This window comes from Marinobacter similis (assembly GCF_000830985.1).
GTDB classification, from domain to species: domain Bacteria; phylum Pseudomonadota; class Gammaproteobacteria; order Pseudomonadales; family Oleiphilaceae; genus Marinobacter; species Marinobacter similis.
In genome coordinates, this window is sequence record NZ_CP007151.1 from 1,531,116 (window position 1) to 1,545,501 (window position 14,386).

Below are 14,386 nucleotides of genomic sequence, written 5' to 3' on the forward strand. Positions count from 1 at the left end.
CAAGATCCGGGTGCATGTTCACGGTCGTTCTCTGCCGATTGACGGGTGTTAAGCCATTGGTCCGCGCCGGGCGGCTCAGGTTCCCGATAACTTGGCCTGAATGTGGATTTTGTCCTCAAGCTTAGATCAGGAACCAGATTTTTGAGGGGATTGTTATTAATTTGTGACCTTTAGGGCTAATGACTCACGTACTCTGTACCTAATGCGATTTATGTCAGTACGGGAACTTTTTTCCAGGGGAACTGTAACAACGGCTCCGTTTTAGCGTCGATGACGTAACTAATGTCTAGCAAAGGATGATGTGATGAACGCGAAAAAGTGGCTGACGATTCTGGCCATCGTGGTTGTGGTGGTGGTTTTCTGGAGCAGCGGAGCCCAGGAATACCTGACCCTCGATGCCCTGAAAGCCCACCAGCAGAGCCTGGACGCCTGGATTGTCGACCATGCCTGGCTGGCAGTTGGCGGCTACATGGTGATTTACATCGCGGTAACGGCTCTGTCGTTGCCGGGCGCGACCATCATGACCCTCGCCGGCGGTGCGTTCTTTGGCAATGTCTATGGCCTGGCGGCGGTGTCCGTCGCCTCCACCATCGGCGCCTCCATCGCATTTCTGGTGGCCCGTTTCCTGGCCCGCGACACCCTGCGGGAAAAATACGCCAGTACGGTGGCGCGGATGGATCGGGGCATCGAAAAAGACGGCGCTTTTTACCTGGCCACCCTGCGGCTGGTGCCGGCCTTCCCGTTCTTCCTGATCAACATCGCCATGGGCCTGACCGCCATGAGGCTGCGCACCTACGCGCTGGTCAGTTGGGCCGCCATGTTGCCGGGCACCTTCGTATACGTGAACGCCGGCACCCAGCTGGCGCAGATCGAGTCCACTGGTGACATCGTTTCGGCCGACCTGCTGTTGTCCTTTGCCTTACTGGGCCTGTTCCCGCTGATTGCCAAATTCGTGGTCGGCTTTATCCGCCGGCGCCGGGTGTACGCTGGCTGGCAGAAACCGACCTCGTTCGATTACAACCTCCTGGTGATCGGGGGTGGTTCCGCCGGCCTGGTGTCGGCCTACATCGCCGCGGCCGTGAAGGCCAAGGTGGCTCTGATTGAACAGCACAAGATGGGCGGTGACTGTCTGAACACAGGCTGTGTGCCGTCCAAGGCGCTGATTCGCAGTGCCAAGGCGGCGGACACCCTGCGCCATGCCAACCGCTACGGTCTGGAAGCGGTGCCGGTCAAAGGCTCGTTCAAGGCCATCATGGATCGGGTGCAAAACGTCATTGCCAAGGTTGAGCCCCACGATTCGCCGGAGCGGTATCAGAAACTTGGCGTCGACTGCATCTCCGGCCACGCCAGTTTCGTATCTCCCTGGGAACTGGAAGTCACCCACAGCGATGGCCATACCGAGCGCCTGACCGCGCGCAGCATTGTCGTTGCCACCGGTGGCAAGCCGGCGATGCCGCCAATTCCCGGCCTAGCCGAGATGGAACCGCTGAACTCGGACAACCTCTGGTCTCTGGAAACCCAGCCGGAACGGCTACTGGTACTGGGCGGCGGACCGATCGGTTCGGAATTGGCCCATGCCTTTGCCCGCCTCGGTAGTCAGGTGATTCAGGTGGAGATGGCGGATCGGTTACTGATGAAAGAGGACAGCGACGTTTCCGCCCTGATCAAGAGCCAGTTTGAGCAAGACGGTATCGACGTGCGCCTGGGTCATGCGGCCAAGGAATTCGCCATCGAAGACGGCGAGAAGGTGGTGTACTGCGAGCATCAGGGCGAGCGGGTGCGTATTGCCTTTGATCAGGTGCTGGTGGCTGTGGGTCGTGCGGCTAATACCCGGGAGCTGGGTCTGGACAAGATTGGGGTCGAAACTCTGCCCAACGGCACGGTGCCGGTGGAAGAAGATATGAGCATGCGCTACCCGAACGTATTTGCCTGCGGCGATGTGGCTGGCCCGTATCAGTTCACTCACGCTGCCGCGCATCAGGCCTGGTACGCGGCGGTGAACGGACTGTTTGGTCAGTTCAAGCGGTTCCAGGTGGATTACCGGGTGATGCCCTGGGTGACGTTTACCTCGCCGGAGGTGGCTCGGGTTGGTCTGAGTGAGACGGAAGCCAAGGAGCAGGGCGTTGCTTACGAGGTAACTCGCTACGGCCTTGATGATCTCGATCGTGCCATTGCCGAAAGTGCCGATCATGGCTTTATCAAGGTGCTGACTCAGCCGGGCAAGGACAAGATCCTGGGCGCGGTGGTGGTTGGCACCCATGCCGGGGAAATCCTGGCGGAATTTACCCTGGCCATGAAGCATGGCCTGGGGCTGAACAAGATTCTGGGCACCATTCATCCCTATCCCACCTGGAATGAGTCGGCCAAGTTTGCCGCTGGGGAATGGAAGCGGGCCCACGCGCCTCAAGGTGTGTTGAATCTGCTGGAAAAACTGCACGGCTGGCGCCGTGGCAAAGACACCAAAGAATCTCGGAGCGTATATGCCCCTGACTGAAACACGGCCGGCCCGGAAGCGCATTCCGGCGGTTGAAGTGCTTGAACCCAGAGCGCGGGATAGCTGGACCCACACCCGTAATGGCGACCCGCGTGGCTATATCGACGCCGATCGCCTGAAGGAGCTGTGGATTCACACCGGCACCGCCTGCAACCTGGCGTGCCCGTTCTGCCTCGAGGGCTCACACCCGGGCGATGGCCGCATTCCGGGCATGAAGCTCAGCGATGTGAAGCCGTTTATCCACGAGGCCCTGGATATGGACGTGGAGCAATTTTCGTTCACCGGCGGCGAGCCGTTCGTGATCCGGGATTTTGTCAATATTCTCGATTATGCCAGCCAGCACCGGCCCTGTTTCGTGCTGACCAACGCCACCGAGCCGTTGCTCAAGCGCAAGCACCAGGTGCTGCCGCTGCTTGATAATCCCTACCCGATCCATTTCCGGGTCAGTCTCGATTTCCCCAGCCGGGCCCGCCACGACAAGGATCGGGGTGATGGCAGTTTCGATCAGGCCCTGGAAGGAATCCAGTGGCTGCTGGAGCAGGGCTTCAAGGTGTCGATTGCCCGTCAGACTGATCCGGATGAGATTCCGGCGGAAGTGGAGGCGGAATTCCGCGCCATCTTCCGGGAGTGGAACATTGCCGAGGACCTGGCCTTTACCGCGTTTCCGGATCTCGGTACGCCAGGATCCGAAGACGGCAGTCCGGAAATCACCGAGACCTGTATGGAGAAGTTCCCGACCAAAGATAGCCGGGGCCACTTCATGTGCACTTATACCCGGATGCTGGTGAAGAAGGGCGATCAGGTGCGGGTTTTTGCCTGCACGCTGGTGGATGACGATCCGCAGTATGACCTGGGCGGTACGCTGGCCGAGAGCATGGATGAGCGGATTATGTTGCGGCATCACCGGTGCTTTTCTTGTTACCGGTTTGGGGCGAGTTGTTCGGCGCCTGGCTGATAATCGTAGCGTGCTAGTTGGGCATTGGCGGCCTGTGGAATCGGGATTTTTCCTTGGGAAAAAGAACTCGCTTTGCTCAGACACCTTTTTCCTGGCGGAAAAATCCCAATCCCACAGACCGCACCGATTTTTGTGTGGCTACCTAATTACAAGAGTGGAAGTGAGAGATGACAACTTTTGAAGGCGCCCTGTTTTGGGGCTTTTTGGTGGTGTACGGCGTTGTGATGTACGTGCTGTCGCCCAAGAGCAAGAACGCCAATTCGTTTTACAAGGGAGCTGATGATCAGGGCAATCCGGTTGGTCAGTGGTCACTGACCGCCAGTATCTTCATCAGTTGGATTTTCGCCAAGTCGGTGACCAACGCCGCCAACCTCGGTGCTGCCTACGGGGTGACCGGAGGCCTGGCTTACGCCAGTTACTGGCTGTCGATTCCGGTGGCCGGCTACATCATATACCTGATCCGGACCCAGACCGGGGCTCGGTCGTTGCAGGACTTTCTGACGTCACGTTTCGGGCGGCTGGCGTCACTGGCGTTTGCCGCGGCGATTCTGATCCGGTTGTACAACGAGGTCTGGAGTAACACCGCCGTAGTGGGTGGTTACTTTGGCCTGCCGGGGCAGTGGGAGTACTACGTCTCGGCCATGCTGTTTACTATCTTCACCCTGGCCTACAGCCTAAAGGGCGGGCTGCGGTCGTCGATCTTTACCGATGTGATTCAGGCGGTGGTGTTCGTGTTCTTTGTCGGGGCCGTGCTGTTCCTGATCATTCCTGCCAACGACACTAGTGCCTTGCTCAGCAATGGCGAATTCCGGCTGGATGCCGGTTTTGACTTGTTGCTGGTCGCGCTGCTGCAGATGTTCAGCTATCCGTTCCACGATCCGGTCCTGACTGACCGGGGTTTCGTGAACAAGGAAAAGACCATGCTGAAGAGCTTTGTGGTGGCGGGCCTGCTTGGCTTTGTTGCGGTCTTTATCTTCAGTCTGGTGGGCGTGCACGCCCGTCTGAACGGCATCGACGCCATGGGCAATGCCCCGGCCGCGGTGGGCCAGTCGCTGGGTCTGGCGGCGCTGTTCTTCATGAGCGTGGTGATGATGACTTCAGCGGGCTCGACGCTGGATTCCACGTTTACCTCGCTGGCCAAGTCGCTGGCGGTGGATCTACCGCGTCTGGCGCGTCGGGCCAAGGACCGGCTGCCCAGTATCCGGGTTGGTGCGGTGGTGATGGTGATTTTCGCCTTTGCCGGTAACCTGCCGATGTTCGCCGGCACCGATATACTCAAGGCCACCACCATCTCTGGCACCATGGTGATGGGTCTGGGCCCGGTGTTTCTGTTCTACGGCTTTACCCAGTGGTCGCCGTGGAGTTTCCATCTCAGTTTCTGGACCGGGCTGGCACTTGGCGTGTTGCTGGCAGTGGGGTTGATCCCGGCCAGTTGGGCCATTGGCGAGGGCAAGTACGCCATGCTGCTGGGTGTGAACGCCTACGGTTTCCTGATCTGCGCCGGTGGTTTCTTCCTGCCTCTGGTGCTGCGTCGCTTGGCCGGTCGCTCGCTTGCGGCCGGGGAGGCTTGAGGCCGCATTATGACCGAAGGTCGAAGTTGTCCGTTGGCGTACCGGTACCGGGCCGCGCAGTTGTGTGCTGAGCCAATACCCGTGTCGGAAGACGTGGTTTACGTTATCGGCGGCCTCTATGGCAACCCCCATGCCCTGACCGAGATTGAGCGCATGGCCCAAGCCGAGGAGCAGGCCGGGCACCGGGTGCGGCTAGTGTTCAACGGCGATTTCAACTGGTTCAACGCCAGTGATGAGCTGTTCCAGGACATCAACCGCCGGGTGCTTCGGCACACCGTCAGCCTGGGGAATGTCGAGTATGAGCTCGCCAATCCCAGCGCCGAGGCTGGGTGTGGCTGCGCCTACCCAGACTTTGTTGATCAGGGTGTGGTGGAACGTTCGAACCGGATCATGAGCCGGCTTCAGGGTATAGCTGCCCGCCATCCAGAGATTCAGGAGCAGCTTGCGCGCCAGCCCCGCTATCTGTGCCTGATGTTTGGAGGCCTAAAGATTCTGGTTGTGCACGGTGACCCGGACTCCCTGGCCGGTTGGGGTCTGGCCCATGAGGCTTTCAGTGCTGGCAACGAGTCTGCGGTGCAGGCCTGGTTCCAGGCTACCGACGCCGATGTCATTGCCTGCACCCATACCTGCCTGCCGGTGCTGTGGTCAGGGCGGGTTGGTGAGCGGGCGCGAACTGTGGTTAATAACGGGTCGGCGGGCATGGGTAATCTGCATGCTGACACCCGGGGCCTGATCACTCGCATCAGCGCCGAAGCCCCTTCAGATAACGCTGTTGTTGGCCATGACCTGGGCAATGTCCGGGTTTCCCTGGTGCCCGTGGCCTTCGATCTCGAGGCCTGGCTGCCGCAGTTTGATGGTTTGTGGCCGGCCGGTTCAGATGCCGCTGTGTCCTACCGATCCCGCATCGCTCAGGGCACGTCCCTGGCACCGGAGCAGGCGGTTTTTAGTTCGGTCTTCTAACCAATTTGTCACTGGCGAAAGCGATAAACCGGGCTATTCTGAATAGATGAATTCGGGGGCCGCAGGTGGGTGCAGCGTATCGCTGACTTGATATATATTTTGTGGTCTATATAATTCTGCACTAACTTTTTAAGACAAAAAGATCACGCTATGACATCTGAAGGATCGAATACCACCGCCATCACCCTCCGCACACCCGTTAAGGATGATGGCTTCCGTTTGCATCAGTTGGTGGCTGAATGCCCACCGCTGGACCCCAATTCTATTTACTGCAACCTCTTGCAGTGCAGCCACTTTGCCGAAACCGGCGTGGCCGCGGAGAAGGAAGGCGATCTGGTCGGCTTTATCTCCGGATACATCCCTCCCCAACAGCCCGAGACCGTTTTTGTCTGGCAGGTGGCCGTTCACGAGAAAGGTCGTGGACAAGGCTTGGCCAAGCGGATGCTGAAAGAAATCGTTGGCCGTGATGCGTGCAAAACTGTGACGCACATGGAAACGACGATCACTGCTGACAACGAGGCTTCCTGGGCGCTGTTCCGCTCATTCGCCCGTGATCTGGGAGCTGAGCTTACCTATCACGAGCACTTCGAGAAAGAGACCCACTTTGGTGGGCAGCACGATTCTGAATTCCTGCTGCGCATCGGGCCCTTCACGAAGCCTGTCTGAGAGCCCCGGTCCACCACGCCGGCCCCAGGCCGGTCGTGAACGACTGTGAGACTGTGTTTGGACAAGCTGGCAGACCGCTGAGGTAGGTCTGCCCTTCGGCTTTAACCAACGCACGGTGGGCTTGATTGCGATCTGCACTTCACTGTTTGACGCACTGCTAGATTGGCCCCCCGCGCATTTACCTCGAACCTTACATGCTAAGAGGCGAAAATAATGGAAATTTTTAAGTCCACTGAGTCAGAAGTACGCGTATATAGCCGTGCTTTCCCGGTGATTTTTAATCGTGCAAAGAATGCGCACCTGTACACCGAGGATGGCAAGGAATACCTGGACTTTCTCGCGGGTGCCGGTTCCCTGAACTACGGGCACAACAACGACATCCTGAAGAAGGCACTGCTCGAGTACATCGAGGCAGACGGCGTTAGCCAGGGCCTGGATATGTTTACCACGGCCAAGCACGACTTCATGGAGTCGTACAAGAAGCACATCCTTGACCCCCGTGGTCTGGACTATAAGATGCAGTTTACCGGTCCGACCGGGACCAACTGTGTTGAAGCCGCGCTCAAGCTGGCTCGGAAAGTGAAAGGCCGGAACGGCATCATCTCGTTCACTAACGGCTTCCACGGTGTGACCATGGGCGCGGTGGCGGCCACGGGTAACAAGCATCACCGCGGTGGTGTCGGCACCCCGCTGGGTAACGTCGATTTCATGTTCTACGACGGCTACCTGGCGAAGACGTCGACAGCCTGCAGATCATGGACAAGCTGCTCTCTGACGGCTCGTCCGGTTTTGAGCTGCCGGCGGCAGTGATCGTCGAAGCGGTACAGGGTGAGGGCGGTTTGAACGCCTGCCGTGCCGAATGGCTGAAAGGCTTGTCGGATCTGTGTAAGAAACACGACATCCTGCTGATTGTGGATGACATCCAGGCGGGCAACGGCCGTACCGGTGAATTCTTCAGCTTTGAATTCGCAGGCATCAAACCGGACATCGTCACGGTTTCCAAGTCCTTGAGCGGCTATGGTCTGCCGATGGCTCTGGTGCTGTTCAAGCCGGAGCTGGACGTCTGGGATCCGGGCGAGCACAACGGTACCTTCCGTGGTAACAACATGGCGTTCATCACTGCCCGTACTGCGGTGGAGACTTACTGGAAAGACGACGAATTCGCCAACGAGGTGAAGGCCAAGACCAAGGTTCTGGGTGATGCCTTGCAGGCGATTTGCGACAAGTATCCCGGTCAGTTCAAAATGAAAGGCCGGGGTCTGATGCGCGGTATCGAAGCAAAGAACGCTGATCTGACCGGTCCGATCACCAAACGCGCCTTTGAGCGTGGCCTGATCATTGAGACCAGTGGCCCGAACGATGAGTCATCAAGTGTCTGATGCCGTTAACGACCAGCGAAGACGATTTGAGAAAGGGCGCCGCTCTGCTGGCGGAAAGTATTGACGAGATCGTGCAGGAAGGGGTTAGCGAGGCGTCGTAAGACGCCCTGCCGCCCCGGCCAGCCAGATCTTTCAAACTGCAGGATAGCGAAGGCAAACCTATGACTACGCAACAGCACACCGTTGAGAAAATCGGCGGCACCTCGATGAGCAACTACGAGGCTGTCCGAGACAACATTATTATTGGTAATCGCAGCAAGGATGAGCTTTACCAGCGTATTTTCGTGGTATCCGCCTACGGCGGCGTTACCAACGAGTTGCTGGAGCACAAGAAAACGGGTGAGCCCGGGGTCTATGCCCTGTTTGCCGATGCCGAGTCGGACTGGGCCTGGGGCGACGATCTCACCAAGCTGGTGAAGTTCCTCACCGATCTGAACGGTGACCTGTTCGAAGATCCCATGCTCAAGCAGCAGGCTGACCAGTTCATCACTGACCGGATCGAAGGCGTCCGGGGTTGCCTGATTGACCTGCAGCGCCTGTGTTCTTACGGCCAGTTCCAGCTCGAGGAGCATCTGCTGACAGTACGCGAGATGCTCGCGGGCATCGGTGAGGCCCACAGTGCTTTTAACACCGCGCTGAAGCTGCAACAGGAAGGTATCAACGCCCGGTTTGTCGACCTGACCGGCTGGCGTGATGCCGAGCTGCTGCCGCTGGATGAGAAGCTCAAGCAGGCGTTCGACGCTGTCGACCTGACCCGGGAACTGCCGATTGTCACCGGTTATGCCCAGTGCAAGGAAGGTCTGATGCGGACCTTCGATCGCGGCTACAGCGAGATGACCTTCAGCCGTGTGGCAGTGATCACCGAGGCCCGGGAAGCGATCATTCACAAGGAATATCACCTGAGCTCCGCCGATCCCAATATTGTCGGTGAGGACAAGGTGGTGCCGCTGGGTCGTACCAACTACGACGTTGCCGATCAGCTCGCTAACCTGGGCATGGAGGCGATCCACCCCCGTGCCGGTAAGGGCATGCGCCAGAACGAGATCCCGCTGCGGGTGATGAACACCTTCGAGCCTGAGCATACCGGTACCCTGATCACCGGCGACTATGTCAGTGAGACGCCGCAGGTGGAGATCATCGCCGGCGCCAAGGGTGCGTTCGCCATTGAGGTGTTTGACCAGGACATGCAGGGCGAGCCGGGTTCCGATCGCCGGATTCTGGACGTGCTCAGCCGCCTGAAGGTGCGCTTCATGGCCAAAGACACCAATGCCAACACCATCACTCACTATGTGGGCAGCACGCTCAAGCACGTGAAGAGGGTTGTGCGCGCATTGAAGGAAGAGTTCCCGAACGCTGAGATCAGCACTCGCAAGGTTTCACTGGTTTCTGCGATTGGCAGTGACATCAAGGTGCCGGGTATTCTGGCCCGGTCGGTGAAGTCGCTGGCAGATAACGAGATTAGCGTGCTGGCGATTCACCAGTGCATGCGCCAGGTCGACATCCAGTTTGTAGTGGATGAAGATCATTACGAGAAGGCGATTGCGGCCCTCCACGAGGTTCTGATTGAGCCCCATAATCACGAATACGCGATCGTCGCGGCCTCAATCGAGTAACGGTATCTGCTCAGAAAAGCCCGGCCGCCATGCGGTCGGGCTTTTTTGTTTTCAGGCCCCCTGATTCCTGCCCAAAACGCCAGTTCCGGCGTCTCCTGTTGATAAATCCATCAGTGCCTCCTGGACGTATTCTTTACAAATTTCTGACCGGTACCAATGCTATGCGAAAGACCGATAAGCTGGGACCGTCTCCGACTACGGCCAACGATGGCGAAAGGGATTCCCTGGTTGGGTTGTACTTCAGGGATGCGTCCCGGTATGAACTCTTAACCGACGTGGCAGAGCGTCGCCTCTGTCGAAAATTGATCCTGTGCTACCGCATTCTCAGCACCGAACTTGCGCTGCCGGAAGACACGCCGCAAACGTTCAGGGCGGTGGTTGGCAGCCTGGGAGATGCGTGCGCTTTTTCAACACGCAGTCGCCGTGCCTTTCACCTGGCAACTGCGTGTCGCCGCAAGCTGATTCAGAGCAACCTGAGGCTGGCGGTGCACATTGCCCGGCGCTATTCCCAGCACGGTATTCCGATGTCGGATCTGATTCAGGATGCCAACGTGGGTCTGATCAAGGGCGCTGAACGTTTTGATCCCACCAAGGGCTTCCGGTTTTCAACCTATGCCTATTGGTGGATCAGCGAGGAAGTGAAGCGTTGTCTGCAGCGCGGCAATCGCCTGGTGCACACCCCCGAGAACGTTATCGACGAAATCCGGCAGCTGCAGAAAGTGTCTCTGAGCATGCATCAGGATCTGGGCCGCACGCCGTCGCAATCGGAGCTGGCTCAGGAGATGGAAGCATCGCCGTCGCGAATCGGCGAACTCAGAGCCTTGGCGCTGAGGGAGATTTCCACGGACGTACCGCTGGTTGAGGACGGCTCGGTAACGCTCGGTGACAGTCTGGAAAGTGGCGAGCAGGCTGCGCCGGATCATCCGATGTCAGAGCGGGATAACACCCGCACCCTGGCCACGATGTTGAGTGAGCTCAATGAGCGGGAAAAAACGATACTGTCGCGCCGATACGGTCTCGGTCTGCCCGAGCCGGATACCCTGCAGGTCATCTCTGACGACCTGGGCATCAGTCGCGAGCGCGTGCGCCAGATAGAGAAGACGGCGTTGAAAAAGCTGCAAGCCAGCTTCAACGGTTTGGAAGATATGTTGGGAGCCTGAGGGTTCGAACGAAAAGCCGGTAAGGGCGCAAGGCCCTTACTGGTTAAGTACCATGCAATAGTATGTACCACGCTGCAACGGTCAGCTGGCAGGCCAGAACCACCAACGTTAGTACCAGCCTCATGCGCAAATACCAGGAAGGCCAGTAGACCCGCATCCAGCGCACATCCACCGCGTACAAAGCCAGAAATGCCAAGCTGTAGACTAGTACCTGCCCCAGTGTTGGCAGCAGAAGCCCGACCCCGGCGATGACGAAAAAGACCTGACTCAGCACCATGGTAACGAGGGGCGATTGTGGATAGGAGCAATTCTCCAGCTGCATCGCGATGGGCCAGTACACCCCCGCCATGAACGCTAGAATGCCGGCGCTGTAGACGTAGAACCAGGAAATCGCGGTGACGCTATATTGAGGCACGAGGAACAGGCTGGCAACGGCGGCAATGAACGGAAAAAGTCCGGCAATGCCAACGACGATCGCCAGTCTTGCTACAGCGATCACGATTTTTCCCTTTGAATGCGAATACGCATCGGTTCAATCTCCGCTGGCTCCATACCGACCATCTCGTGGTAGGCGGAGGGGTGGACGACCTGGGTTTCGCGCACGCGGAAAGTGGCGAGGGTGTCCTGGATTTCCCATGAGCTGCGGAACAGGCTGGTGATGCCACGCTTGTCCGACAGCAGAAGTTCGCGCCCGTCCAGGGTCAGGCGTGCCATGTAATGCTGGCCTTCCAGGGAGATGATTTCCAGCAGGTCAATGACCAGGTCATTGCTGGCTCTCAGTTCTTCCAGGGTGATTCTCACGATGACGCTCCGGGGAGTTGAAGATATAGGCAGTCTTACGACCCTGGAGCGTTATGGGATCAGTTGCTGAGCAACCGGCAGGCCTCATGCTGGGGACAGTGCAGCAGGTGATCATTCACCATCCCGGTGGCCTGCATGAAGGCGTACACGATGGTGGGGCCGACAAACGTGAAGCCGGCCCGCTTGAGAGCCGCTGACATGGCCTCGGATTCCGGAGTGGTGACTGGCACCTGATCGATGCTGTGCCAGCGGTTCTGAATCGGCCTGCTACCCACGAACGACCAAAGGTAATCGCTAAACCCGATGCCCTGTTCGCGGAGTGCCAGAAAACCGCGGGCATTCTTGATAATTGATTTCACTTTCAGCCGGTTACGGATGATGCCAGGGTTGGCGAGCAGGTCTTCGATCCGGGACTCATCGTAGTGCACGATCTGTTCTGGATTGAAGTGGTCGTAAGCTTCCCGGTAGCTGCCCTGCTTGCGCAGGATGGTAATCCAGCTCAACCCCGCCTGCTGGCCATCCAGACACAGTTTTTCGAACAGCGCGAGGTCGTCGTATTCCGGCCGGCCCCAGACTGTATCGTGGTAGTGCACGTAGAGTGGGTCGGTGCCGCACCAGGGGCAGCGTTCCATGTCTGGCATCAGCCGTTGTGCTCCTTTTTACAATTAATGGCTGCCGCTGTCGGGTCAGGGTTGGAGTCGCTGGATTAGCCAGCCTTCGTCGTTCCGCAGGTATTCGAACCTGTCGTGCAGTCGGCTCGGGCGACCCTGCCAGAATTCGATGCGCTCGGGCACCACCCGGTAACCGCCCCAGAAGCTGGGCAGCGGTATCTCGCCTTCGCTGAATTTGTGTTTCAGCTCGGCCACTTTCTGCTCCAGCAAGCCCCGGGAGGTGATGACCTTGCTTTGCTCGGATACCCAGGCACCAATCTGGCTGCCCCGTGGGCGAGAGGCAAAGTAACGCAGGGATTCAGCTTTGCTGACCTTTTCCACTCTGCCCTGAATACACACTTGACGGTTCAGGCCAATCCATGGGAATAACAGGGCTGCCCGAGGGTTCTCATCCATCTCCCGGGCCTTTCGGCTGCCGTAGTTGGTGTAAAACACAAAGCCCTTATCGTCGAAGTACTTCAACAAAACGGTGCGCAGGTCGGGCATGCCGTCGCTGCCAGTGGTGCCCAGGGACATGGCGTTTGGCTCCAGGATGCCGGCCTCCCGGGCGTCCTCAAACCAGTGCTTGAATTGACGCACAGGGTTGTCGTCCAGAGCGTCGCGGTCGAGCCCTTCGCTTTCAAAATCACGACGCATGTCGCCGATGTCCATAGACTTTTCCTCGCAATCACTTAGCTGTCAAGGGTCTGCTGCCAGCAGCATATCGGGTTCTGTGGCATCTGTCAGCGCCGTACCTCGCTTGCGTTTTCACAAATATTTAACAAAAAAATGAAGCTCGATTGAGGTCGACGGCGTATCGCTGACAACTTTTAACTACGGGCGGGCCGCCTTCCTGGCGCACAACCGGTCATGGAGTAATGGGCACAATGATAGCTGGATACGATTTATCGCTGGTGACAGCGTCTTACGTAGTGGCCGTTCTGGCTGCCTACACCGCACTGTATTTCGGCACTCGGCTGAGCACTACTCGAGGTCGCGAACGACGGGTCTGGCTGACGACGGGCGCTCTGATTATGGGGTCCGGGGTCTGGACCATGCATTTTGTCGGCATGGCAGCCATGCCGATGGAAGCTCCGATGTCATTCGACATCATCATGACGTTGGTATCGTGGCTGGCGGCAATAACCGCTTCTGGTTTAGCGTTGAATATCATTGGGCGGGCAAAGATCAGCGCCGGTCTTTTTGTCGTCGCCACGCTGGCTATGTCCGGCGGTATCGTTGTCATGCATTATCTGGGCATGTATGCACTGAGGATGTCAGCTGACCCCATGTTTAATCTCAGCCTGCTGGCGCTGTCGGTGGCCATTGCGGTGTCCGCTTCGGGAGCCGCACTAGCTATCTGCCGAAAACTGCAGGAAGTGGAAGAGGCAGGCTCCCTTATCTTGCCGTTTGTGGCCGCGCTTGTGATGGCGGCGGCCATCTGTGGCATGCACTATACCGGCATGATGGCGATGCAATTCCCGGAGGGAGCCATGCCGGCCGCAGACAATGGTCTGCGCGGGGAATGGATCGGGATTCCTCTGGCGCTCGCCTGTGTCGCGATTCTGTGCGTCGCGCTCACGGTCACCGTGCTGGATGTCCGTAACCGCCGCGCACGGGAAGCGATCAATGAGGAAGAGAACCGTTGGGTTGCCGAGATGGCGTTCGTCGACTCGGTCACAGGCCTTCCCAACCGATCTGGTCTGGAGCAGGCGCTGTTGGACAGGCTTGCGCAGGAGAACGTCCGGGAATATCCCTTTGCTTTGGTCTATCTCGATATTGCCAACTTTCGGGACCTCGCCGACCGGCTTGATCATCGAAGTTTAGACGCCGCGTTGGTGGCCATCAGCTCGGCACTCAGAGACACACTCACCGAGACCGTGTACTTGGCCCGTTACTCCGCCAGTGCTTCATGGTTTTGTTGCCGGATCATCAGAGCGCTGACTATGACCGCATTTATAAGCGCTTGCGCCAACTGGATGAGCTCATTGACGTGGGCAGCACGACCGTAACCTGGCGCGCAGGTCAGTCAGTGTTCCCGGTTTCAGGCACCTCAAGCAGGAAATTGATCCGTGCAGCCATGTTTCCTCGTGACCTCAGAGAGATCGGCCAGTTTGAGAACATGAAATCCAGTCCA

At 58.2% G+C, this 14,386-nt stretch carries 12 protein-coding genes and 1 pseudogene; 9 read left to right on the top strand and 4 right to left on the bottom strand.

What is annotated here, in order from left to right:
- Positions 1–304: 304 nt before the first annotated feature.
- From AU14_RS07095 to AU14_RS07130, 8 genes and pseudogenes are all read left to right on the top strand, one after another.
- Positions 305–2,494 carry an FAD-dependent oxidoreductase gene (locus AU14_RS07095; protein WP_041339890.1) on the top strand — a complete coding sequence of 730 codons (2,190 nt, stop codon included), beginning with the start codon at positions 305–307 and terminating at the stop codon, positions 2,492–2,494.
- Positions 2,481–3,449, top strand: coding sequence for a radical SAM protein (locus AU14_RS07100; RefSeq protein WP_041343735.1), 969 nt, complete (start codon positions 2,481–2,483; stop codon positions 3,447–3,449). The genes AU14_RS07095 and AU14_RS07100 overlap by 14 nt, the downstream gene beginning before the upstream one ends.
- A gap of 167 nt (positions 3,450–3,616) precedes the next feature.
- Positions 3,617–5,020, top strand: coding sequence for a sodium:solute symporter family transporter (locus tag AU14_RS07105; RefSeq protein WP_041339893.1), 1,404 nt, complete (start codon positions 3,617–3,619; stop codon positions 5,018–5,020).
- Positions 5,021–5,029: 9 nt separating this feature from the next.
- Positions 5,030–5,980 carry a metallophosphoesterase family protein gene (locus AU14_RS07110; RefSeq protein ID WP_041339895.1) on the top strand — a complete coding sequence of 317 codons (951 nt, stop codon included), beginning with the start codon at positions 5,030–5,032 and terminating at the stop codon, positions 5,978–5,980.
- A 150-nt stretch (positions 5,981–6,130) separates the two neighbouring features.
- Positions 6,131–6,646, top strand: coding sequence for a diaminobutyrate acetyltransferase (ectA, locus tag AU14_RS07115; protein ID WP_041339896.1), 516 nt, complete (start codon positions 6,131–6,133; stop codon positions 6,644–6,646).
- Between the two features lie 213 nt (positions 6,647–6,859).
- Positions 6,860–8,126 (top strand): annotated as a pseudogene (gene ectB / locus AU14_RS07120) (diaminobutyrate--2-oxoglutarate transaminase).
- A 60-nt stretch (positions 8,127–8,186) separates the two neighbouring features.
- Positions 8,187–9,638: an aspartate kinase gene (locus tag AU14_RS07125; RefSeq protein WP_041339899.1), complete on the top strand. Its 1,452-nt coding sequence runs from the start codon at positions 8,187–8,189 to the stop codon at positions 9,636–9,638.
- A 161-nt stretch (positions 9,639–9,799) separates the two neighbouring features.
- Positions 9,800–10,798: a sigma-70 family RNA polymerase sigma factor gene (locus tag AU14_RS07130; RefSeq protein ID WP_041339901.1), complete on the top strand. Its 999-nt coding sequence runs from the start codon at positions 9,800–9,802 to the stop codon at positions 10,796–10,798.
- 43 nt (positions 10,799–10,841) lie between these two features.
- Here AU14_RS07130 and AU14_RS07135 read toward each other — a convergent pair whose 3' ends face one another.
- From AU14_RS07135 to pdxH, 4 genes are read right to left on the bottom strand one after another with little or no spacing between them, the layout of a single operon-like run.
- Entirely contained in the window at positions 10,842–11,297 is a 456-nt protein-coding gene (locus AU14_RS07135; RefSeq protein ID WP_041339902.1) for a DUF3429 domain-containing protein, read from the bottom strand.
- Positions 11,294–11,599 carry a DUF6482 family protein gene (locus tag AU14_RS07140; RefSeq protein WP_041339904.1) on the bottom strand — a complete coding sequence of 102 codons (306 nt, stop codon included), beginning with the start codon at positions 11,597–11,599 and terminating at the stop codon, positions 11,294–11,296. Before AU14_RS07140 ends, AU14_RS07135 begins: the two co-directional genes overlap by 4 nt.
- Positions 11,600–11,658: 59 nt before the next feature.
- Complete coding sequence (locus AU14_RS07145; RefSeq protein WP_041339905.1) at positions 11,659–12,240, bottom strand: DNA-3-methyladenine glycosylase I; 582 nt, start codon at positions 12,238–12,240, stop codon at positions 11,659–11,661.
- A gap of 45 nt (positions 12,241–12,285) precedes the next feature.
- Positions 12,286–12,921: a pyridoxamine 5'-phosphate oxidase gene (pdxH, locus tag AU14_RS07150; RefSeq protein ID WP_041339908.1), complete on the bottom strand. Its 636-nt coding sequence runs from the start codon at positions 12,919–12,921 to the stop codon at positions 12,286–12,288.
- Between the two features lie 383 nt (positions 12,922–13,304).
- Here pdxH and AU14_RS07155 point away from each other — a divergent pair, with 383 nt between their 5' ends.
- The gene (locus AU14_RS07155; protein WP_236744510.1) at positions 13,305–14,261 is read left to right on the top strand and encodes an MHYT domain-containing protein; all 957 of its coding nucleotides are present in this window, start codon (positions 13,305–13,307) and stop codon (positions 14,259–14,261) included.
- Positions 14,262–14,386: the final 125 nt, after the last annotated feature.